The sequence below is a fragment of the Paenibacillus polymyxa genome, from assembly GCF_018614975.1.
Lineage (GTDB): Bacteria > Bacillota > Bacilli > Paenibacillales > Paenibacillaceae > Paenibacillus > Paenibacillus polymyxa_E.
The window spans coordinates 464189-488334 of sequence record NZ_JAGGNR010000011.1; the positions used below are offsets into that span (position 1 = coordinate 464189).

20 protein-coding genes and 1 pseudogene are annotated in these 24146 nt (G+C 43.9%); 14 read left to right on the plus strand and 7 right to left on the minus strand.

What is annotated here, in order from left to right; all coding sequences use genetic code 11:
• Nucleotides 1-39 precede the first annotated feature (39 nt).
• The 11 genes and pseudogenes from J7E78_RS10725 to J7E78_RS10775 all read left to right on the plus strand — a co-directional run bounded on the left by J7E78_RS10725 (nt 40) and on the right by J7E78_RS10775 (nt 13794).
• Complete coding sequence (locus J7E78_RS10725) at nt 40-2760, plus strand: family 78 glycoside hydrolase catalytic domain (RefSeq protein WP_215076136.1); 2721 nt, start codon at nt 40-42, stop codon at nt 2758-2760.
• Nucleotides 2761-2875: 115 nt separating this feature from the next.
• The gene (locus J7E78_RS10730; protein WP_215076137.1) at nt 2876-3352 is read left to right on the plus strand and encodes a putative immunity protein; all 477 of its coding nucleotides are present in this window, start codon (nt 2876-2878) and stop codon (nt 3350-3352) included.
• On the plus strand, nt 3333-3866 hold the full coding sequence (locus tag J7E78_RS10735) for a GNAT family N-acetyltransferase (RefSeq protein WP_215076138.1): 534 nt from the start codon (nt 3333-3335) through the stop codon (nt 3864-3866). The genes J7E78_RS10730 and J7E78_RS10735 overlap by 20 nt, the downstream gene beginning before the upstream one ends.
• Nucleotides 3867-4006: 140 nt before the next feature.
• Complete coding sequence (locus tag J7E78_RS10740; protein ID WP_215076139.1) at nt 4007-5095, plus strand: acyltransferase; 1089 nt, start codon at nt 4007-4009, stop codon at nt 5093-5095.
• A gap of 165 nt (nt 5096-5260) precedes the next feature.
• Nucleotides 5261-5712 (plus strand): annotated as a pseudogene (locus J7E78_RS10745) (DEAD/DEAH box helicase family protein).
• Between the two features lie 57 nt (nt 5713-5769).
• Complete coding sequence (locus J7E78_RS10750) at nt 5770-6075, plus strand: hypothetical protein (protein ID WP_215076140.1); 306 nt, start codon at nt 5770-5772, stop codon at nt 6073-6075.
• Nucleotides 6076-6299: 224 nt separating this feature from the next.
• The gene (gene licT / locus J7E78_RS10755; protein WP_074095537.1) at nt 6300-7142 is read left to right on the plus strand and encodes a BglG family transcription antiterminator LicT; all 843 of its coding nucleotides are present in this window, start codon (nt 6300-6302) and stop codon (nt 7140-7142) included.
• Between the two features lie 167 nt (nt 7143-7309).
• Nucleotides 7310-9247, plus strand: coding sequence for a beta-glucoside-specific PTS transporter subunit IIABC (locus tag J7E78_RS10760; protein ID WP_215076141.1), 1938 nt, complete (start codon nt 7310-7312; stop codon nt 9245-9247).
• 443 nt (nt 9248-9690) lie between these two features.
• Entirely contained in the window at nt 9691-11604 is a 1914-nt protein-coding gene (locus J7E78_RS10765) for a beta-glucoside-specific PTS transporter subunit IIABC (RefSeq protein ID WP_215076142.1), read from the plus strand.
• A 34-nt stretch (nt 11605-11638) separates the two neighbouring features.
• Nucleotides 11639-13081, plus strand: coding sequence for a 6-phospho-beta-glucosidase (locus tag J7E78_RS10770; RefSeq protein ID WP_215076143.1), 1443 nt, complete (start codon nt 11639-11641; stop codon nt 13079-13081).
• Nucleotides 13082-13395: 314 nt separating this feature from the next.
• The gene (locus J7E78_RS10775; RefSeq protein ID WP_215076144.1) at nt 13396-13794 is read left to right on the plus strand and encodes a RidA family protein; all 399 of its coding nucleotides are present in this window, start codon (nt 13396-13398) and stop codon (nt 13792-13794) included.
• 118 nt (nt 13795-13912) lie between these two features.
• Here J7E78_RS10775 and J7E78_RS10780 read toward each other — a convergent pair whose 3' ends face one another.
• Complete coding sequence (locus J7E78_RS10780; RefSeq protein WP_215076145.1) at nt 13913-15073, minus strand: S8 family peptidase; 1161 nt, start codon at nt 15071-15073, stop codon at nt 13913-13915.
• Between the two features lie 220 nt (nt 15074-15293).
• On the opposite strand from J7E78_RS10780, the gene J7E78_RS10785 reads away from it, so the two are divergent.
• Entirely contained in the window at nt 15294-15815 is a 522-nt protein-coding gene (locus tag J7E78_RS10785) for a GNAT family N-acetyltransferase (RefSeq protein WP_215076146.1), read from the plus strand.
• An 82-nt stretch (nt 15816-15897) separates the two neighbouring features.
• Nucleotides 15898-16758 (plus strand): Cof-type HAD-IIB family hydrolase, encoded by an 861-nt coding sequence (locus tag J7E78_RS10790; RefSeq protein WP_215076147.1) that lies wholly within the window; start codon nt 15898-15900, stop codon nt 16756-16758.
• 62 nt (nt 16759-16820) lie between these two features.
• On the opposite strand, the gene J7E78_RS10795 is transcribed toward J7E78_RS10790, so the two are convergent.
• Nucleotides 16821-17927 (minus strand): hypothetical protein, encoded by a 1107-nt coding sequence (locus tag J7E78_RS10795; protein WP_215076148.1) that lies wholly within the window; start codon nt 17925-17927, stop codon nt 16821-16823.
• Nucleotides 17928-18093: 166 nt separating this feature from the next.
• Here J7E78_RS10795 and J7E78_RS10800 point away from each other — a divergent pair, with 166 nt between their 5' ends.
• Nucleotides 18094-18276, plus strand: a complete 183-nt coding sequence (locus J7E78_RS10800; RefSeq protein WP_017687882.1) for a YjfB family protein — start codon at nt 18094-18096, stop codon at nt 18274-18276.
• 144 nt (nt 18277-18420) lie between these two features.
• Here J7E78_RS10800 and J7E78_RS10805 read toward each other — a convergent pair whose 3' ends face one another.
• The 5 genes from J7E78_RS10805 to J7E78_RS10825 form a co-directional block, all read right to left on the minus strand.
• Nucleotides 18421-19158, minus strand: coding sequence for an HAD family hydrolase (locus J7E78_RS10805; RefSeq protein WP_215076149.1), 738 nt, complete (start codon nt 19156-19158; stop codon nt 18421-18423).
• 71 nt (nt 19159-19229) lie between these two features.
• Entirely contained in the window at nt 19230-20279 is a 1050-nt protein-coding gene (locus J7E78_RS10810) for a zinc-dependent alcohol dehydrogenase (RefSeq protein WP_215076150.1), read from the minus strand.
• A gap of 275 nt (nt 20280-20554) precedes the next feature.
• The gene (locus J7E78_RS10815) at nt 20555-21793 is read right to left on the minus strand and encodes an aspartate aminotransferase family protein (RefSeq protein WP_215076151.1); all 1239 of its coding nucleotides are present in this window, start codon (nt 21791-21793) and stop codon (nt 20555-20557) included.
• 90 nt (nt 21794-21883) lie between these two features.
• Nucleotides 21884-23092, minus strand: a complete 1209-nt coding sequence (locus J7E78_RS10820; RefSeq protein ID WP_215076152.1) for an MFS transporter — start codon at nt 23090-23092, stop codon at nt 21884-21886.
• A 342-nt stretch (nt 23093-23434) separates the two neighbouring features.
• The gene (locus J7E78_RS10825) at nt 23435-24067 is read right to left on the minus strand and encodes a DUF1963 domain-containing protein (protein WP_215076153.1); all 633 of its coding nucleotides are present in this window, start codon (nt 24065-24067) and stop codon (nt 23435-23437) included.
• Nucleotides 24068-24146: the final 79 nt, after the last annotated feature.

A 24146-nucleotide genomic window follows, 5' to 3' on the forward strand; every position in this document is an offset into this window, starting at 1 on the left:
CCCCGAATGGGAAGCCAAGATGGAAAGGATGATCTGCTAATGTTCAACGTTAGTCACCTTCGCTGTGAGTATAGAATCAACCCGATAGGTCTTGATGTCAAATCACCGAGATTAAGCTGGCAGTTACAGTCTGATCGTCGAAACTGCATGCAATCCGCATACCAGATCCAGCTGTCCCTGTCAGAAGATTTTAATGGGATTGAATGGGATTCTGGCAAAATAAGCACGGATCAATCCATACATGTGGAACTAAACCATTTTCAGCCTTCTCCGCGAACGCGGTACTATTACCGGATTCGGGCATGGGATGATGCAGGAAGTGATTCGAGTTGGTCCGAAACGGCCTTTTTCGAGATGGGACTTATGGATAGTCATAACAAGTGGCAAGCAGAATGGATCACAGCTCAACCATCAGTTGATGGAGATACGTCATGCCCACGTATGCGCAAGCAGTTTAATGTGAAACAACCTGTTACGTCTGCAAGAATATATGTAACAGCACTTGGATTATACGAGTTGTATATGAACAACACAAGAGTAGGAGAAGATTATTTTACACCAGGCTGGACCTCTTATGGTAAGCGATTACAATATCAAACTTATGATGTTACCCACCTGCTTCAGGATGGACAGAATACTTTAGGTGCTAATCTGGGAGATGGCTGGTACCGAGGATATCTTGGCTGGAACCAAGAACGGGAGATATTTGGTTCAACGTCCGCATTGTTGCTGGAACTGCATATGAAATATGCAGATGGATCAGAGGAATGTATTCTATCCAATGGGGAGTGGACGGCTGCTCCAAGTGCCATTTGCATGTCGGACATCTATATGGGGGAGACGTATGATGCACGAATGGAGTCCGATTGGTCGGATTCATCTCAGACGAATTGGTCACCCGTGAACGTACTGGAGCATCCGAAAGATATCATCGTTGCACAGGAAAATGTACCCGTTACTCAAGTCGAACAACTACAGCCAATCGCCTTGTTAACAACACCACAGGGAGATCGTGTAATAGACATGGGGCAGAATATGGTGGGATGGGTGAGATTTAGCATTCAAGCTGAGGCAGGTAAGACGGTTGAGCTGCACCATGCTGAGATATTGGATCATGAAGGCAACTTCTACACCGATAATCTTCGCGCCGCCAAGCAGTGTATTCGCTACACCTTTAAGGGGGATGGAGTGGAAACATTTGAACCGCATTTTACGTTCCAAGGGTTCCGATATGTGAAGCTGGTTGGCTTCCCGGAACACGTTCGTCTGGATGAATTCACCGGAATAGTGCTGCACTCGAATATGGAGCAAACAGGTCAGTTTTCATGCTCCAGTCCACTGGTGAATCAACTGCATCACAATATATTGTGGGGGCAAAAAGGGAATTTCCTTGACGTGCCGACAGACTGTCCACAGAGGGATGAACGGCTAGGATGGACTGGCGATGCACAGATGTTTGTCCGCACATCCTCCTACCTTATGAATACGGCACCCTTCTTCACTAAATGGCTGCGGGATCTGGAAGCGGATCAGGGAGAAGATGGCGGTATTCCATTCTTCGTTCCGGATCTGAGAAGTTCCACGTCGGGAGGATGGGGTGACACCAGTCATTCCTCCGCTGCTTGGGGTGATGCAGCAGTCATCTGTCCTTGGACCATCTATGAGATGTATGGGGATGCCAGATTATTGGCCGAGCAATATGAGAGTATGAAGCAGTGGATCGAGTATATTCACGTGCAGGGTGACAATCCGTACCTGTGGAACACGGGATTCCATTTTGGCGATTGGCTGGGACTGGACTCCAAGCCTGATAGTTATGTCGGCGCAACGGACACGGATTATGTGGCAACTGCATTCTATGCCTATTCGGTTTCGTTAACTCATAAAGCGGCTGAGGTCCTTGGAAAGACAGATGATGCTGAATATTACAAGCAGTTGCATACAAACATTGTTCATGCGTTTCGAAATGAATTCGTGACCCCATCCGGAAAAATTGCTGTTCCTACGCAAACAGCACATGTTCTTGCGCTTCAATTTGACCTGTTGGACACCACTGCCCGAGCTCGTGCAGTTGAACAATTGGCGAAACTCGTGAAAGAGGCGGGCAATCATCTTACTACAGGCTTTGTGGGCACACCTTATCTGAATCCGGTATTGAGTGATGCAGGTCTTCACGACCTGGCTTATACATTACTTTTTCAAGAGGATTATCCGTCCTGGCTATATCAGGTGACTCAAGGCGCAACGACCGTTTGGGAACATTGGGATGGGATCAAGGAGGATGGCAGTCTCTGGAGTGCTGATATGAACTCATTTAACCACTATGCGTACGGTGCGATTGGGGAATGGTTGTACCGTTACGTTGCCGGCATTCGGTCCGATGAACATCAGCCAGGATTCCGAATGGTACATATCGAGCCGCAACCCGGACCTGGACTGGATTGGGTGGAAGCGAGTCTGGAGACGATGTATGGTCAAGTTGCTTCAAGCTGGCACCGGCTGGCGGAGAGTGAAATGGAGATTCGTGTGCATATTCCCGCCAACACAAGAGGTACGGTACGTCTTCCTGGAGCGGGTGCACAGATCGTTCTGGAACAAGGGAAACCGTTGGATCAGATAAATGGAGTTCAGGATATTCAGAACATTGGAGACGATGTTGAAGTCACCCTTGGATCTGGAATTTACCAATTTACTTACAAAGACACGGATGCGAAAAAGGATCGGGATGTTCAGGAGGCTGCATTGACAGAGTCCGTATAATGATAGAATAAGCGGTAAGAGGTACACTTGAAGAGGATCTGCACACACGCAGGTCCTTTTTCGAACTTGTCTGAGAGTGAATTGGTAGTATTTGAACAATGAAAGGAGCATGACCATGGCAAAACCTGAATTTAAAGATGCGCCTTTGCGCCGCGAAATAGAGAATCTGGCTAAGCAACAGGATCACCATACATTGGCCTGTTGGGCTGCGGAGTGTGCGGCACGTGTCTTGCATATATTTGAGAAGAAGAAGACGGAGGATCTCCGCGCCCGTGATGCCATTGACGCAGGAAGAGGTTGGATCTGTGGTGAGATTACCATGGTTGATGCTCGAAAGGCGGCTTTTGCAGCTCATACTGCTGCACGGGAAGCCGATAATGTCGCTGCCTCTGCTGCATCTCGTGCGGCGGGGCATGCAGCTGCAACGGCCCATGTCAAAGGCCATGCGGTGCATGCCGCAACGTATGCAGTGAAAGCTATCTTTTATGCCTGTCTGATGGAAGAGCAAGAACGTCGTGTCCTGGAAGAGAGAACATGGCAATATCAATATCTGTTGGGAGGATGTAGTGATCATGGTGAAAGAAAACGTTAGATTAATTAAACCATCAAAAGCCTATAAGGATGCGTATTTGGCATTTTATGAAGACTGGGTCAGAAGTGGAGAATCGATGGTACCTTGGGTCATTTCCAAAGATCCTTCTGCGTTTGATGAGATGTTGGCGTTTTTGCAGCGCAATGAACAAGGGATCGACATCCCGGAAGGCTGGGTCAAAGACAGTACATACTGGCTGGTCACGGAGAGTCAAAAAATTGTGGGTGCCGTGAATATAAGACATGAGCTTAACGATAAATTGTTCAACAGTGGAGGGCATATTGGATATGGCATTCGTCCAGGAGAGCGGCAAAGTGGCTATGGTTCCGAAATTCTCAGGCTTTCTTTGGAGAAAACAAGAGAGCTTGGAATTACCAAAGTATTGATCGTATGCGATGCGGTTAATGAGCCTTCCAGAAGGGTTATCCTTCGAAATGGTGGCATTCGGGATGAAGACTATGTGGAGTCCAATGGCAACATTGTTGAACGATTCTGGATAGAAATTGTCGAATAATGCAGAATAACGATGTAATTTAACGAAAATAATATAGATTATGATTGTATTACCCTCGTGTGCTGATTAAAATGAAGCATAGAATCTGGATTGCGGCCGGAAACTATCATCCCATATCAGGCACAAGTGAGGTTATCTTTATGAATCAACCGGTTAATCGGCCCCGGCGAATTGAGTATCTGGATCTCTATCGTGCTTTTGCCATCATGGCAGTGGTAGCTATTCATGCAACTTCAACAGCAGTCGCGCATTACCCCAAGCATACATTAGATCATGATGTGTATTATTTCTGGAACACGTTTTTGCAATTTGCCGTTCCAGCGTTTCTGTTTCTGTCATCCCTGGTCTTGTTCTACAACTACAGCTCCAAGGTGAATGAAAAGGGTTGGATGCTCGCTTTTTATAAAAAGCGTTTATTTAATGTATTTGTACCTTATCTGGTGTGGTCCCTTATCTACTTTGCTATTAAACAGTTGCTTGCGGGCAAAGAACCTTTGACCCATGGTGTTCAATTTGCCAAACAATTGGTGATGGGAACCGCTCATACGCACTTGTACTTTTTTCTGATTATTATTCAATTCTATATCGTTTTTCCATGGCTTCTGTCCCTTACACGCCACGGTTTGTTTAATCGTTATTTGCCATTATTCTTTATTGCGGGCCAAGCGATCTTCTATGCACTACATTTGCAGTTTCACTTCGAACGGACAGGAAGTTTGTTACCCAGTTATCTGATCGTGATTGGATTTGGCGCATGGGTTGGGCTGAACTTTGAGTGGGCATTAAAGAAACTGTATACTCACCGTTATGTACTTATAGCTACGTTGTTGAGCGGAGGTGCCATTTTTATATATGGTAATGCTTATATCAAAACCGCTTTTGCTGCATACCCGGTTATTACCTATACCTTGCTGTTTCTGTTCCGAAATCTGTTTACCTTGTCAGCCTGCTTGCTCCTGCTGACTTTTAGTGAACGAATCGGCACAGGAAAACATACCGAGGTTCGGAAAGCTACGCGTATTCTGGACTCCTTGGGTACAGTTGCGTTCGGTGTATTTTTAATGCATCCACTCGTACTGCTCTTCTGGAGGCGTGAATTCACAGATGAACTGGCTCGGCACTTCAGCGTAGGCATCATACTATCTTATGTTGTGGCGCTTCTGATCTCATGGATCTGCGCGATGGGATTGCGCCGGATGAAGTGGGGATGGGTACTGATTGGACGTTAAGTTAAAATAAACATATGCCATTTAAGATAAGAGTTTTCAAGCCCTCACACGTTGAGGGAATCACTTGAAAACTCTTTTTTATTTGCGCTAAAGAAGGTATTATAGAGTTTAATGTCCATAAAATTGAATTAATGGAATGAACACTACCTTGTCAGGAGTGATCGAATGAAATTAGTGATTATTTTTGGTCCGCAGGCTGTGGGCAAGATGACGGTGGGGCAAGAGCTGGAGAAGATAACAAAGCTTAAATTGTTTGAGTGACCCGCCGGGTTTAATTTTCACATTTGTGTGGGCTTTGGACGCGGAGTCAGATAGTGAATACATCCGTGAGATCAGTGAGTTGTTTACATCTCAAGGGAGGACAGGTCTGTTATGTGGAACTGGAGGCTGATCCATCGGAAAGATTGGAGCGCAATAAAAGTCCGCATCGCTTGCTGCATAAGCCAACCAAGCGTGACATCGCGTGGTCTGAGCGAGATTTGCTTGATACGATGAAGCTTTATCGATTGAATTCGGAACCGGGGGAAATCACACATGAACACTACATACGGATTGATAACACACACAAGAGCCCGGATGAGGTGGCAAAGTTAATTCAGGAACGATTTAATTTGTAATCTGAGAAACGTCTAACTTAGCAAAGTAGATACTTTATATGAGAGGGGCACTACATCATGTACTTTGTTATATTTCTGCTCATAGGACTTGTTTTATGTTATCTGATCCCATTCGGTCCAATAGTGGCCGGGGGTATTATTTTTGCACTTGTTGTAGACCAATACCGCCAGACGATGCATATGCGTGAAGATATCCGGGATATCAAGAATCATCTGGGCCTAATGAACAATAATGAGGCAAAAGAGTACGAGTTGGATAAAGAATATACGCAAGTTGATCAATTGAGTTCAGAAGAAATGAACATGATTAATCGAAGAATCGAAGCGGAACTGGAGAAAGAAAGCAAAAACAATAAACCGTGAATTCCTGTAAAATAATTCTTGATTTGCTCACTCCTGTGAGTATATTTACCTAGATCAGGAGTCATGCTAATTCGATATTAACTTTTTGTTGCACTGTGTAGAAATTTGTAATATTATGAGGGAAGCGCGTACAACATATCGGGTTGTAACTGTTGAATCAGGCAAAGCCGTATACCTTGAGAAAAGGGATTGGTTTGTCTTTTTCTGTATATTGGAGTGATAAAGTGAAAATCGAGAAGGTGCTGAACAACAATGCTGTAGTTGCAATGAATGACGAACAACAGGAAGTTATTATCATTGGCCGGGGGATTGCTTATCAGAAGCGGGCGGGTGATATGGTTTCCGAGCAGCATATCGACAAGATATTTACTTTACAGAATGAAGATATTCAGGAAAACTTCAAGGCATTAATTTCAAGCATTCCTCTGGAATACATGAAAGTATCCGAGGAAATTATTGCTTACGCCAAGCTAAAACTTGGCAAGAAATTAAATGAGAGCATTTACTTACATCTCACAGACCATATTCACTTTGCCATTGAGCGGTATCGCAAGAATCTGCCCATACGCAACGGGTTAATCTGGGAGACAAAGCAGTTATACAAAGAGGAATATGAAGTCGGAATGGAAGCGCTCAATATGATCTGTGATCAGTTTGGTGTGATCTTGCCCGAGGACGAAGCCGGTTTTATGGCACTTCACTTTGTCAATGCAGCTTTGAATGAGGAAATGCCCAACATCAAGAGTATGACCCAGGTCATGCAGGAAATCTTGACAATCATCAAGTATCATTTCAAGATTGATTTTGATGAGAACTCACTGACATTTTATCGCTTTGTGACGCATTTGAAGTTTTTCGCCCAACGTTTGGTGAAGGGAAAACATTACAAGAGCAACAACGATGATGAACTGTTCCTGATGATTCAGAAAAAGTATCCAGCAGCGCACAAGTGCTCGGAGAAAATTAAGAAATTCATTGAAAGCAACTACACGTATCAACTAACTGACGAAGAATTGATGTACTTAACGATTCATATTGAGAGAGTTGTGAATGCAACTTCTGAATAATCCCATAGATCAGCTTGCAGGGTTGCAACCACTAGGGCAAAACCTGAACGCTTGAATGACAGAACATACCGTTAACGGGATGTTCCATACATTCAAATGTTCAGGTTTTTTTATTCTCTCCAATATGCTTCGAATCCGTGTCTAGCCAGAAAGGAAGAAAAGACTTCATGAAACACGAGCAATTAGCCAAAGACATTCTGTCTGGCGTTGGTGGAAAACAGAACATTAACAGCGTGGTGCACTGTGCGACCAGACTTCGTTTCAAATTAAAAAATGACAATAATGCCAAAACAGACGAACTCAAAAATCTACCTGGAGTTATAACAGTAATGCAAAGCGGGGGGCAATACCAGGTAGTTGTGGGTAACGAAGTGTCTGATGTGTATAAAGCCTTGTTACAGGTGGGTAATATGAATGCGGATGAACCGGTCTCAAGTGATGATTCAGAATCTTCCGGTAAAAAAGAGAGTCTCTTGGGTCAGTTTATCGACTTGATCTCAGGTGTATTTACACCAATTCTCGGCCTGCTTGCTGCAACAGGGATGATCAAAGGTTTCCTGTCCATGTTTACTTCTCTCGAATGGCTGGACCCGGCTTCAGGAACATATCAATTGTTGAATGCTGCAGGAGACTGTTTGTTCTACTTCTTCCCAATCTTCCTGGGTTACACAGCTATGAAAAAATTCGGTGGATCTCCATTCCTCGGGATGGCCATCGGAGCATCACTTGTATATCCGACCTTATCCGGTCTTAGTGGTGGGGAACCGCTCTATACGCTGTTTGCAGGCACATTGTTTGAATCACCGATTCATATCACGTTCCTGGGTATTCCCGTTATCTTGATGAGTTATTCCTCATCCGTCATTCCGATTATTATTGCTGCTTATTTTGGAGCAAAGGTAGAAGCATTCTTCAAAAAGATCATTCCTTCTGTTGTGAGAACGTTCCTCACGCCATTCTTTACAATTCTAATTGTTGTACCTGTAACCTTCCTCTTGATTGGTCCAATCGCAACATGGGCAAGTCAGCTGATTGGTGCCGGGGTATCGGGCATCTATGACTTGAGTCCGTTGGTAACCGGTATTGTTGTTGGTGGATTGTGGCAAGTGTTGGTGATCTTCGGGTTACACTGGGGTATCGTACCAATTATGCTGCTCAATCTGTCCACTCTGAAAGCAGATCCGATACTGGCGATGATGTTTGCTGCTTCTTTTGCTCAGATTGGTGCCGTTCTTGGCGTTATGCTTAAAACGAAAAATACCAAACTCAAATCACTGGGTGTTCCTGCCTTTGTGTCCGGGATTTTTGGTGTAACCGAGCCTGCTATTTATGGTCTTACTTTGCCACTGAAAAAACCATTTATTATGAGTTGTATTGCCTCTGCAACCGCTGGTGGTATTATTGGCTTTGCAGGTTCCAAAATGTTTGTATTTGCTTCAGGAATCTTTGGTGTTCCAGCGCTGATTAGTCCCACAGAGGGGATCAACTATGAATTCTGGATGGCCATGATTGCTACTATCATTGCTTTTGTACTAGGCTTTGTTCTCGTATATTTTGTAGGATTCAAAGACCCTGCTAATCCAGAGGCTGCCAAACAGGCTCCAGAGCCAGTAAAAGAAGAGAAGGCTGCACTTGAGCCTAATCCAAACAATCGCTACGAAATTGCCAGCCCGATGACCGGTGAGGTGGTTCCTTTGCAAGAAATTAACGATGCTACATTTGCTGGTGAACATATGGGTAAAGGGATCGCCATTCGTCCAACCAGTGGGAGAGTTGTGTCCCCGATTAATGGTGTGGTACAGACGATTTATCGTACCAAACATGCAATTGGACTTGTAGATGATCAGGGTGTAGAGATTCTAATCCATATCGGTCAGGATACGGTACAGCTCAAAGGTCAACATTTCACTGCCCATGTGAAAGATGGAGATCGTGTGAGTGTTGGCGATCTGATCGTTGAATTTGATCTGCAGGCCATTATTGAGGCGGGTTATGAGACCGTAACACCGATTATTGTAACTAATACGGCTGATTATTTAGACGTGGTTGCTACAACAAGTCGTGAAGTGCAAGAAAAGGATAAATTGGTTACGGTTATTGGTTGATTTTGATTCAGTGCTATTTATTAATGTGAACGTTAAGCTATAACGAGACCACTTCGATGTTTTCGAAGTGGTCTCGTTTTTCATTTTCCGTCACTAAAATGTATTTGTGAAATTAATAAAAATAAGTGTTGCAAACGTAGTTCAGATGTACTATGATGAGTTCAAGAAGTAAGCGCATACATCAATCGGGTTGTAACTGTTTAATCAGGCAATGCCGACCATCCTCAGTTCAGAGGGTATGGAATGTAACTTACTTTCGTTATCCAAATAATTAAATACCAATGTGTACAGCCTTGCAGGGTTGCAACCGTTAAGGGCAAAACCTGAATTGCTGAATAACACGACTGATTTCCGGACGATCCGGTATGTTGTGTATGTTCAGTGGTTCAGGTTTTATTTGTTTCAAAAAGCAAGGGGAGTCTACTTAGAGAGGGAGAATTACAATGAGCAACTACGATCAATTGGCTAAGGACATTCTGTCACGTGTAGGTGGTCGCGAGAATGTAAACAGTGTATTCCATTGCGTAACAAGACTGCGGTTTAAACTTAAAAATGAAAGCGTAGCCAAAACGGAAGAACTTAAAAATCTGCCAGGTGTTATTACCGTTATGCAAAGTGGTGGACAATATCAAGTTGTTATCGGCAACGAAGTGCCGGATGTATATAAAGCAGTTGTTAAAGCAGGGAATTTGTCTACTGAAGGTCAAGTAGATGAGAACGATGCAGATTCAGGTCCCAAAGGCAATTTGTTTAACCGTTTTGTAGATATGATTTCGGGTGTATTTACTCCAGTGCTCGGATTGCTTGCAGCGACGGGGATGATTAAAGGTTTCACAGCTATGTTCGTGTCCCTGGGTTGGATCGACAATACTGCTGGTACGTACGCCTTATTGAATGCCATAGGGGATTGCTTATTCTACTTCTTCCCTATCTTCCTTGGTTACACAGCTATAAAAAAATTCGGTGGAAGTCCATTCCTAGGTATGGCTATCGGTGCATCGTTAGTCTACCCAACACTTGCGGGAATTCGTGATGGAGAACCGTTATACACTTTGTTTGCAGGCACTTTGTTCGAATCACCGATTAGGATCGAGTTTCTAGGTATACCGGTAATTTTAATGGATTATGCTTCATCCGTTATTCCGATTATCGTAGCAACGTTCTTCGCGGTCAAAATTGAACGTTTCTTCAAAAAGGTTATGCCTAAAGTAGTCAGCAATTTCCTAGTTCCATTTTGTACTTTGTTAGTTATTGTACCAGTTACGTTCCTGGTAATTGGGCCGGTTGCGACATGGGCGGGTCAACTGTTAGGTGCATTCACATCTTCGATTTACGGACTGAGCCCTTTACTTACAGGACTTGTAATCGGCGGTTTGTGGCAAGTATTCGTATTGTTCGGACTCCACTGGGGACTCGTTCCATTGGTATTCGTTAACCTTGCAACGCTTGGCTATGATTCGATTTTGGCATTGTCTTTTGCAGCTTCCTTTGCTCAAATTGGTGCAGTGCTTGCGGTTACTCTGAAAACGAAAAGTCAAAAAATAAAAACACTCGGTGCACCTGCGTTTATATCCGGTATTTTCGGGGTCACTGAGCCAGCGATATACGGTGTAACATTGCCATTGAAAAAACCATTTATTATGAGCTGTATTGCTGGTGGTATTGGTGGTGGTATCCTTGGTTTTGTCGGAACTAAAGGTTATATAATTGGTGGTCTTGGAATCTTCGGTTATCCGAGCTATGTAAGTCCTACAGAGGGAATGAATTCCGTATTCTTCTGGACGGTTGCAGCAACTATTATTGCATTCATCCTTGGTTTCATCTTGACATATGTTGTTGGTTTCAAAGATCCGGTCGATAAAGCGTCTACACCTGCACCAGTACTTGATCCAAATCCGAACAGCAGATACGAAATTGTAAGCCCAATGGCTGGTGAAGTTGTTGCACTGAACGAAATTAATGACATAACGTTTGCAGGTGAGCACATGGGTAAAGGGATTGCAATTCGTCCAACCAGTGGTAGAGTGGTATCTCCAATCACAGGTGTTGTTCAAACCGTATATCGTACCAAACACGCCATTGGTCTTGTAAGCGATGATGGTGTAGAGATGCTGATCCATATTGGACAGGATACGGTCAAACTGAAAGGTCAACATTTTACAACCCATGTGAAAGATGGAGACCGTGTTAACGCAGGTGACCTGATTGTTGAGTTTGATCTGCAAGCCATTAAGGATGCAGGGTATGAGACGGTTACACCGATCATTGTGACTAATACTTCAAATTATTTGGACATTGTAGGAACAAAAGAGGCATCCGTTCATGAGAAAGATAAATTGATCACGGTATTAAGCTAATTGAAACTAAGGATGGTTAAGGAGGAACTCCTCAATGAATGAAAAATTTACAGCCTTCCCGGAGAATTTTCTCTGGGGAGGAGCAACCGCAGCGAATCAATTGGAAGGTGCTTATCTGGAAGGTGGCAAAGGTTTAACAACAGTAGATCTCATTCCGATTGGTGCCAATCGATGGAATATTGCTCTGGGTAACCTGGATTCGTATGAGCCAAAAGCAGGGGAATTCTATCCTTCACATGAAGCCATTGACTTCTATCATCGATATAAGGAAGATATTGCGTTATTTGCAGAAATGGGATTTAAGTGCCTCAGGCTTTCCATAGCCTGGGCACGGATTTTCCCTAATGGTGATGAAGCGGAGCCAAACGAAGCAGGTTTACAATTTTATGATGATGTCTTTGATGAGTTATTAAAATACAATATTGAACCTGTGGTAACGATCTGCCATTTCGATGTACCTGTACATCTGGTCGAGACTTACGGTGGTTGGAAGAATCGTAAGATGATTGGTTTTTTTGAGAAATATGCGACGACGCTATTTAATCGATACAAGAATAAAGTGAAATACTGGATGACGTTTAATGAGATCAACATGTTGCTGCATCTCCCGTACATTGGAGCGGGGATTGTTCTGCAGGATGGTGAAAACAAAGATCAGGTTCTGTATCAGGCAGCACATCATGAATTGGTAGCGAGTGCACTTGCTGTTAAGGCTTGTCATGAGATCATTCCGGATGCACAGATTGGTTGTATGTTAGCCGCTGGAATGGTGTATCCATACAGTTCTAATCCGGATGACGTATGGAAGGCCATGGAGAAAGATCGCGAGTCATTCTTCTTCATTGACGTGCAGTCGAAGGGCGCATATCCGGGTTATACCAAAAGATTCTTCAGGGAAAATGACATTTGGATTGACATGCAACCGGAAGATGCAGATATTTTGATGCAGAACACGGTCGACTATATCGGTTTTAGCTATTATGCAAGCCGGTGTACAAGTACGGACCCTGAGATTTTGAAAGATTCGACAGAAGGTAATGTATTTGGTTCAGTGAAGAACCCGTATCTCCAAGCATCCGAGTGGGGATGGACCATTGATCCTAAGGGACTTCGAATTACGCTTAATCAACTGCATGACCGCTATGGCAAACCTTTGTTTATCGTAGAAAATGGACTTGGTGCAACCGATGTGCTCTTAGACGATGACTCCGTTGAAGATGACTATCGCATCGAATATTTGAATAGTCATTTTGCCGAAATGGCTGAAGCGATTCAAGACGGTGTAGAGCTCATAGGTTACACAAGCTGGGGACCGATTGATCTGGTCAGTGCGGGTACCGGAGAGATGAAGAAACGTTATGGCTATATCTATGTAGACCGAAATAATGATGGTACGGGTACACTTCGCAGAGTGAAAAAGAAGAGTTTTCACTGGTACAAAGATGTCATTGCGAGTAATGGCGCCCAATATTTCTGATACAAGGTGTCCAACGCTATAGAATAAACAAAGAGCAGTCTCGTTATTACGGGATTGCTCTTTGTTTATGAGGGGATGAATTTGACCCATGATGTGGCTTTCAGATATAATAAAAAAATCAAGAGAATCTTGTCACTTAAGAAGGGAGGAGCATCCACTCATGAAGAAAAAATCACTTGCGTTTATATCTTCGGGATATGGATACTCCACTGCTGTCTTTTTCTAGAATCTATTCCAAGGGTGAGGTCTGCCCAAAATCGGAAGAAAACTAGGAAATAACGCAGAAAAATCTTAAGAATGATGAGGTAATCCAAATGAATATGGACAAAATTACTAGAACAAACCCAGCCAATATGCCAGCTCCTGTAGGTCAGTACACGCATATTACAAGAATTCCGAGGAATGCAGAGTTATTTGTGACTTCGGGTCAAATTGGAGCAGATCATAATGGACTCTTTCCAGAGAGTCTGAATGAGCAGGTCACGAATACATTTAATAATATTAAAACAGTGCTCGAATCTGAGCGCTTAGATGCTGAACATATTATCAAAGTGAACGTATGGGCAACCGAGGAAATCGATTGGGATTTCTTATATACCGAGTGGGGACAATTATTTAGTACGGATTATCCTGCAATGACGATTGGATATATTACGGCGTTAGGTCTCCCAGAGATTAAAATTGAAATAGAGCTTTGGGCAGCAAAAGTGTAACATCGATTACTTTAAAAAACGAAGGAGCATCTTACTTACAGATGCTCCTTCGTTTTTGTATTCGTGAAAAAGACAAAGGATAATCCTTTGTGCAATGATGTGCGGATCCAGGTGGGTTTTATGGCACCTGCAAGCTCTGATAAGCATTCAGTCGACCATACTTCCAGTAGATCCCGGAGCCTGATACTGGATCAGAAGCGAAACACAGCGCATCCCGAATTTGGGTATTTGTTTTTCCTTGTGCAGCGAGAAGTGCAGCCACTCCAGCCACATGAGGTGCAGCCATAGACGTCCCGCTAAGGTAGGCATAGGAACTACCCAGGTATGTGGATAGAATGATATCACCCGGTGCAGCCATATCTACCCAGGAACCATAGTTGGAGAAATTGGATTTGAGATCAGAAGGATTGGTTGAAGCGACGGCAATCACGTTGGGGTACGATGCGGGTACAATCGGGAATGAAGTGTTGTCGTTACCGGCTGCAGCAATAATCACAGCTCCACGATCCCAAGCATACTGTATGGCAGCTTGAAGGAAAGCATTTCCCATCGGCCCACCAAGGCTCAGGTTAACAACCTGTACACCGTTATTGGCAGCAAAGACAAGCCCGTTACCGACATTACCTATCGTTCCTTGCCCGTTGTTATCCAGTACCCGGAGCGGAACGATGGATGCGAGTGGTGCAGCACCTGCGATGCCAACACCATTGTTGGTAACGGAGGCAGCGATCCCGGCTACATGGGTGCCGTGACCGTTCCCGTCCTCAGGGATGTTATTATAATCAACATAATCATAACCGGGGAGAAGCTTGTAGGCCAATTCTGGATGGTTTAACTGTACACCGGTATCGATAATGGCGATTTTGACAGAGCTGTTACTTTGAGTAATGTCCCATGCAGCGGGTGCATTGATTTTGGACAGGTTATACTGATAAGGAAAGAATGGATCATTGGGAGTGAAGGATGCCTCAACGAGGTAATTCGGCTCTGCATGTTCAATAAGCACGTGATCTTGGTAATGTTTCAGCATCCGGTGCATTTTTTTGCGAGATTCCACACGGTACCACCCTAAATCTTCATAGGTCTCAGCGACCTTACATCTCCCTTTTTTGTGAAGGGTGTGCATTTCATCCTCCGTTGTACCTTCCTTGAATTTGACTAAGAGTTGCTTGGGAGCATGAGGGTGAAACTTGCTCTCGGCACGTTGGTCCAGATAACGATACATGAACACGATGATTGCTAGCAAAATGAAACCAAAAACACCTAACCATAACCACATGAGCGTTTCTCCCTCCAATAAGGATTGTGACACGCCTTATCGTATGCGAACTCTATCAGACTGCGTGGGCACTCTTTCAATTTGGTTAGTAGTGTAGATAGGTTGATAGGGCGGGATAAGTTCGTTAAGATGAGATGAAGAGAGCCGATCTGGCATGAACAAGATTTAAGGAAGGGCCAAGAAGTAGCTCCTAATACAGAGGATAAGGAATGTGGATGTATTGACACAACTTCAGAGTATACCGACAGTCACACCAGTTCAGGCGCACCAGATTCATGATGCCATTGATTTTGCCATGCGTGTACGCAGAGAAGTGTTTCCGATGATGGATCATACAAAATTGCCTGTGGACTTCGAGCAGTTCAGAGAACATTATCTGAATTCCGATGATTCGATTTTTCTCGTTGCAATGATGGGGGATGCGGGCATCGTCGGTTCTATTGGGATACTACCATATGATGGACGTATTGAAGCTGTGGAAGGTCGATATGCAGCTCAATCGGCTGCTGAAATAGTAAAATGTTATGTAGATCCTGCGTATCGTAGGTTCGGCATTGGTTCGATGCTGATGAACGAACTGGAGAACGTGGTAAAGGATATGCACTATACGACGCTGTATTTGCATACCCATCGCTTCTTGCCGGGAGCCGTAGAATTCTGGAAACGCCAAGGGTTTACGGTTATTGCTGAGCAGGATGATGACTGGCAAACCGTGCATATGGACAAGTTGGCATGTAAGTAACCATTGGAATTATTGAAGGAATCGGTAATTATATACTCGATAACATAGACATAGACAATTTACATGATGGGAGTATAAGCAGATGCAAGAAACGAAGCGGAAAATTGTTTTTATTGATATTGATGGCACATTGGTTGACGATGATGGAAACATTCCGTTATCAGCACAGAAGGCTTGCAAACAGGCTCGTGAAAATGGGCATTTGCTCTATTTATGTACAGGTCGTTCCAAGGCGGAGATCTATGATTCCATCTGGAATGTCGGATTTGATGGTCTGATTGGTGCAGGTGGAGGCTATGTGGAGTTTGGCAAGGACGTGTTATATCACAAAAGGGTAACAGCGGAAGATGTTCGACATATGGTTGATTTCTTCAATGAACAAGGCATTGACTTCTATCTTGAATCCAATTCGGCATTGTATGCGAGTAGCAATCTTCAACCTCACCTGGAACGCCGTATCTATGGCGATGTGGAGAATGACCCTGTAGCCAGAGAGAAGAAGGAGCTGAAACCGCATCCGTTTATTGCCGGATTGACGTATGGAGAGGCCGACCTGTACAAGGATGACGTGAACAAAGTATGTTTCTTGGAGAGTTCAGTCATCCCGTTTGAGCGGATCAAGCAAGAGTTTGAAGGGAAATTCGAAGTCATTCAGTGTACCGTGCCGATCTTTGGTGAAGGAAGTGGTGAGCTGATGATCCCTGGCATTCACAAAGCCATTGCAATCGCCGATCTGCTGGAGCATCTGGGCATGTCGCAGGAGGATACATTCGCCATCGGTGATGGAATGAATGATGCCGAGATGTTGGAATTTTGTAAAGTCGGAATTGCCATGGGCAATGCCAAGCCAGGTCTGAAAGCCATTGCAGATGATATTACTGGAACAGTAGAGGAAGATGGATTGTATCATAGTTTTGTGAAGTATGGATTGATTGAGGGGTAAGTGCATACGGAATCACTAATGAACAGCTAATAAAAAGAGAGCAACCTAGTTGCTCTCGAATTTTAGTAATCGGACCATGAATATATTTGTCCATTGTAGAAGGTTACGTAGGTATTTCCATAGACCCAAATATCAATAGAACCTAATGAACTAGTAGAGTTACTGGTGCTATTTGGACTCCCCCAAGAAAGTAACACTTGATTAAACGTCATCCCTAATTTGATCTTTTGCTGACTAATAAGTTTCCAGACGTTTGAAGGCCAGCCTGGGTAATCTTTTTTAGGATCACTGTCATAGAACAACCCTTTAATAAAATCATTTGGCTCGTCTGTAACAGGCAACTTGAACGTAACCGATTTTCCACTAGCTCTTTTGGCTTTCACAATCACATTATTATTTTTAATATCAACGGAAAGAATTTTTATTTTTTCTAAATGATAAAGTGGATTTGAATTAGGTAAATTATTTTTGTTAGCCCAATATTCGCCCCCCTTAAAAGCTATATGTATGAAATGTTCGTAATCAAAATAATAACAAAAATTCGAAAATCCAATGTCTTTATATATGTATTCTGTAACGGTCTTTCCACTTGCTGATTGTATAGTTACTTCCGTGAGTTGATAAAGTTGCGTCATGCCAACGATCCAGCCAGGTTGATCTAGCGCATAGGAGTATACTTTTGATCCAAAAACGGAACGATATGCTTTGGGAACACTAAGGACTCCGTTCATTAATTTCTTTGTCCGTGTTGCTCCATCCTCGTCTCCCCATATAAATGCCACCATTAAATCATCTTCATTCCTACCTGAGTAACCGGAAACCTTTAAAAACTTCTCATATGATATGTAGGTTGTTCCTTTGTACAATATGGTGTCTTTCTTACTTACTTGTTCTTTCTTTAATTTGGTTTTGACTTCAAATCCATTTCCTACATCAATAAGTGAACCGATTTGTTTGAACATTTTGATAGGGATGTAGAGGGTATCATTATCCGCTAAATATGCTTGATCTTTGGAACTTGCAAGCTTTCCATCAATGAATACAGTGTATTCAATATCACGGTAAGACTCAGCTAGAGGATTCCCAGCCGCTAACATGTGAGACGGAAGTAATATGAACAGTAAACTAAAACTAATAAAAATACAGATCAATTTCTTAAAACTATTCATCGCAGATTCTCCTCGTATAGTATTTTTTTACCTTAAAACTATAGCATGAAGCTAACGGTCATAACCAGAAATTATTTGCTTGATCTGATTTGCTCAACATTTGATCCTCATTGTCCGATATATAATAAGTACGCCTAAGTGATCCGAATTGAAAGGAGCACAGAACATGGATATTGCAGCATTATCAATGGCGATGAGCCAAGCTTCAGTAGTGCAGTCGGCAAGCTTGCAAGTGATGTCGATTACGAAAGACATGGCACAGCAACAAGGCCAGCAGATGGCGGAAATGTTGAAGTCAGTGCCTGCTCCTCATCCCAATCTGGGTGGAAGTCTCGATCTTTCGGTTTAGTTGAAATTACAGCATGTGTCCTCATGTAACACCCATTGCAGCAAGCAAAACCAAAACAGCCCCAATTCGAATGAATTGAGGCCGTTTTGGTTGTTTTTTTCTTATTACTCATTCCGAAATTACGATCTTTTTATTACGATCTTCTCAGCGAAACTTTGACAAACTTGGCAATCTGCCTTCAAAGGGTAGCGTATCCTTCAATGTCCATAACTCATCGTAACTGGAAATCTGAAAATCGGCTTTGGACAAGTCCTGGTTGCCTGATCCCGGATTGCGATAGCCCATGCAGCGCATGCCTGCACTTTTGGCGGCCTGAACACCATTGCGAGAGTCCTCGATCACCAGACAATTCGACGGGGATGCGCCAATCATTTCAGCTGTGGTCAGGAAAATATCTGGTGCCGGCTTGCCGTTTGTAACTTCCTCTCCTGTCATTCGTACCTCAAAGTATTGCCCAAGTCCGGTCTTGTCCATGATCAAATCGATCAGTGCACGTGGAGAGGAAGAAGCAACGGCTATGGGAATGTCCTGCTCATGCAGCCAGCTTAACCAGCGTTCCACGGAAGGCATTGCCGTCAGATTCTTATGGGCAAGCATGGTTTGCATCACATTATGCTGATGATAAGCAAATATTTCTTCCAGCGTAGCTGTCAGCTGATGTTTGTCCAATACTTGCTGCCACATGGATTCCAGCGTAACTCCAACATAGGTATGATGTTCTTCATCAGTCACCCTTGCGCCAAAATGGGCAAAAGAGCTACGCTCAATCTCGAAATAAATCGGTTCGCTGTCAATCAGTACACCATCCATGTCAAAAATGACTGCTTGAATGATGTCATCATTGGGTGCTCCCAGTCTGTTAGATTCTTTGTTTGCTGCCATGTTGTACTCCTCCTCCAGGGTTGTGTAAACATATATCTCTAATGTAATCCATTCATGGTTAACCTTCCACTTTAGAAACTGGAACCGCTGGATTGCAGCACAACTTTAATGGCATGTGAAGAGGCTTGAAGTGTGCGTCCCTGAATATCGCAGCCAAGTGTGCGGAATGCCTCTTCGTAATCCTCCAACGGGAAGGAGTGGGTGATGATTTTTTTTGCCGGAATAATCCCTTGTTCAATCATATAATGTGCGGTAGCAAATGTCCCCAGAGAATCGATGGAACCAATAATTTTCAGACTGCGGTCCACAACTTCCTTGGGATTGAATGATGTGATTCCATCTCTCAGCCCAACCAGCATCAGGTAACCTCCGCTGGCGAGCTGGGAAAGCACTTGTGTGCCCACAACACCTGTTGTATCCACGATCATATCAACCTGGTGGGTTGCGGGTGACAGTGATTCTATTGCATTTTCGAAGGAAGAATGAACCTCCCAACGATCGGGTGAAATGGAACCGGCAATGGCTAAGCGTTCTTCGGAGATGTCGACCAGACAGCCGGTGACCCCTTTGGAAGCGAGCGCGTAGCTGTACAGAATGCCAATCGGACCAGCGCCGAGGATAATTGTTCTGAAATTCGGTAGTAAATGGATCTGATTAATCCCCGTCAGCATACAGCTGAGCGGTTCCGTCAAAGTTGCTTCCTCATAGCTCACATGATCCTTCAATTTGTACAAAAAGCGATCCTCGGTCACATAATAATCTGTAAATGTTCCGTCAGCACTCACACCTGTCTCGGTAACAGACTTGTGTGTGCAATGATTTTGTCTGCCTGTTCTGCACATGTCACATTGTCCGCAATAGTAGGTAGGGTCGATCACAACGCGGTCGCCCGGTTGTAATGTCGTTACCGCAGAGCCAACATCAATGACTTCACCGGCAGACTCATGACCGAGGATGACAGAAGGAACCGCATGATATTTACCGCTGACGATGCCTAGATCGGTACCACATACTCCGGTTGCTCGAATACGAACCAACAGCTGATTATCTCTTGTAATTACCGGTACAGGCCGATCCTCAAGCGCCACATCCCAAGCCGATTTGTATACCAATGCAAGCATGATATAACCTCCTTGTAATTATATAAAATATAAAAATAGCGATTCATCTTAAAATAGTTTTTTCAAGATACGAAAGTAATGAAGGGGACGAAATCGATTCTGGAGAAGCGAAGCGTTCGCCTCAAAGCTTTCTGAAAGAAAGCTACTTCGGAAGCACACGCTATCAACGGATTTTTCCCTTGGGAAAGGGAAATCAAGAAAATCCGTTGATAACAGCGATCATAAGAACGATTCGTAACCGAAACGACCACTTCGAACAGTTGCATTGAAATGTTTTAATTAACGCTGGCGAGCACTGAATCCAGCCGCTCTACAATCTCAACCAGTTCGTCTTCGGTTGTGGTAAGGGAAGGCCGGACCTTAACAACGTTGCCGAAGCCATATCTTGAACTTCTCAAGATCAGATGTTCATCTGTAAAAGCGCGGTCAACAATGGCATTGGTTTTTAGCGTATCGGGTTCATTACCGTCAGCTACGATCTCTAACCCCCACATTAACCCGACACCACGAGCTTCACCGATACTTGGGTATTTCATAGCCAATTCTTGCAGCAATTCACCCAAAATTTCACCTTTGCGTTTCACGGCATCCAGAAACCCAGGCTCGGATACCACTTCCAAGGTGGATTTGGCAGCGGTTACGGAGATCAGATTGCTTCCTGAGGTGAAGGAGTGTTCGTGTTTTTCGAGCACATTCAGCCGGGATTGCATTAATACCGCAGCAACAGGTACGCCGATTCCGCCAAGACCTTTCGCTAGGGTAATCATATCAGGCTGGATATCAAACAGTTCGCTGGCGAACATCGTTCCGGTACGACCGATTCCTGTCTGCACTTCGTCAGCAATGAGAATAATATTGTACTCATCACACAGTTTACGCAGACGTTTGAAATATCCAGCGGGAGGGATGATATTGCCGCCATTCCCGAGTATGGGTTCGATAATCATGCAGGCGACTGAGCCGGAACTTGCATATTCTATCGCATCAGATATAGCTTCAACACATTGATAGCCGCAGTCTCCATTTGAGGATTTGAATGGGCAGCGATAACAGTATGGGGCAGGTACATGGAGAGCGTTAGCCACAGCCGAATTGGGAAAGCGTTTCCGCCGGAAGGCATTCCCCGAAATCCCGGTGGCAAATTGGGTCTGCCCATGATGGGACAGATACAGGCTGATGATGTCTGTCGATTCGGTATACTTCTGCGCAATTTTGGTTGCACATTCGTTTGCAGTTGAACCAGTGATATCCCGCATCCATCCGGCATTAATGTCGTTTGGAGCATATTCGATTAAGTGATCAAGCACTTCATTTACGTACGGTTCGGTGAAGGAGGAAGACATATGCGTCAGATTGCCGACTTGTTCCTGAATTTTGCTGACAACATGTGGGTGATTATAGCCCAGTGACAGATTAAACGTGCCCGACACGCCATCTAGGTATTCCACACCTGAATCGTCAATCAACTTAATCCCTTTTCCGGCTATGAAGCGGTTGTTGGTTAAAGTTTGCATACGATTTCCTCCAATATAATGGTGTAATAGCTCGAATGAAGCTCAACAATCCCGGATGATGCGGGCATCACCTCCCTTAAGAAACGATGTTTACATTTCCTTGTTATGTTGTGAGAGAGCAACACGTACTGCATTATTTTTTACAGTCCATAGATAAGAGACCATCAATGTGAGCAGCAAGATCAGACAGAATCCGGCCAAAATCCAGATTGTATTCACGACAGGCCCTGTGCTCATACTCCATCCAGTCACATACTGCAAGATGGCACCTCCAATACCACCTGATGCGATCAGGATACTGGTTGTCCGCTCGGTCATACCAGGAATTAGAATATTTGCATAGACCAGTGCGATACAGAACAGGCCTGACATGAACAGACCGGTTCCGAAGATGAGCACATACGTTGCCCATTGTCCAGTTACAAATACCATAGCGACTGTGAACAAAAGCGTGCCAACCGTACTCCAGATCAGGAAAGGCATATAGTTGACGGCTTCCGCTATTTTCCCGGAGAAAAGACGACCGATGATCATCGCAATCCACAGGATGGAGACACTCAGCGATGCGACAGATTCCTGAAGGTGCAGTCGTTCTACAAGAATGGAGGGCAGGAAGTTCATCAATCCCAGTTCCAATCCCATGTAGATGAAAAAGAAGATGACGAAGATTGTCAGCAGACCCAGATGTTTTCTCGAATATCGGGCTTTACCTGCTGCATGTGCCACTGTATTCTCGCCAGCCTGTTCCAGATATAGTGCGGCTGAACGGGGCATGGTGATCCACAGCAGCATGAGAACCAGTGACAACACGGCCACTGTGTAAAAAGTAAGATACCACAGATCCATCCAGATAAATAAAGCAGCGACAGCGGGGATGAGAAGTGCTCCAAGAGCAAAGAAGACATCCAGCTTGGACATGGCGACCGCTTTTTGATTCTCAGTGAATTCGATCGTAAATGCACCTACAGAGGGTTCAATGATACCTGAGCCGAAGCCTATGAGAATGGTAAGTAGAAGAACGACAGTCCAGGAAGGCAAAAATCCGAGAACAGCATAAGCAGCTACAATGCAGACAAGCGCAATCAGCAGCATGGATTTTCTTCCGATGCGGGCAGTCATTGAAGGAGCGACAAGCACCCCTACAAGAAAACCGAGGAACTGCAAAAAGAGTAAAAAGCCGCCATCACTGTAACCGCGCCCATAGTGTGACAACACCACGGGTAAAAGAGCCCCCATTACTACGCTGGTTATGCCGATTAATAGATAAAAACCGCAGCTTAAAGCGAAAATTCGTCTCATCCGTTAGCCTCCTGAGGTGGATATAAATTTAATATTATGTAATAAATGTATCTTTCGTATATAACTTATACCATAATCATGAAATTGTACATGCTTTTTATTGTAAAATAATGTTATATTTTGGCGAATAAATCAAGTTTATCGAATCGTGTTATCCTAAATTGATTTTGTGTCGAAAGGATAGATATGATCAAATCAATATGACCTTTTAACAATGTTTGGCATGTGTATTGATCAGGAATTGTAAAATGTGCATAATAAAAAACGTTCCCTGTCTGAGTAGACGGGAAACGTTCTGATTAGCCGTTCTATATGATGACACCTGACCTCAACATATCACCATTAAGCAGTCTGTACAAAGAAAATTCCATCGAATGGTGCGTGAGCAGACGCGGGACCTCTTCGCAAAAATAAATAACCGTTTGCATCGGGAAGACCCAATATATCCCGATAAGGTTCAGGAAAATCTCCGGAATATATTTGACACACCAGTTGATGTTCCTCTAGCAAATGGTCAATCCCTTTCACACCGTTTGGTAAAGTGGGAGAGAAAAATGAAAATGCAGGAAACTCCTGATCGTGAAGCTCCATTTCAATCAAACGTATGCCGCTTAATGGAATGGGTGGAACGGGACATACGGAAGTGAGTGGATTCGAAGATACCGACACATAAGTGCATCCGGCGAGAATATTCTCGCTCCATTCCAGCTCATCTCCGGTATAGGTTACCTGATCCAGAAAATATTCTGAGGCGGAGTAGGTCGAGAAGACCGAGATATATTTGTTTTGTGGCAAAGAAGGGATATGAACCTGCTGTGAAAATGTATTGCAATTGATGGAGAACAGATGTAATAAAGGCTGCCCCTCAGGATTGAGCGGCCAGTCGCAAACGTATGCCATTTCTCCACCAATCCACATGCCAGAGTCTTGGTTTGGATCATCGGGGTCAATTGTAAATCGAGTAACTTTGTACATGAGAGACTCCTTTCAAAGTGTATTTTGGCTTTCCTATATACCGTTGTATGTGTTTTCATATAACCAATCATTGCTTCGT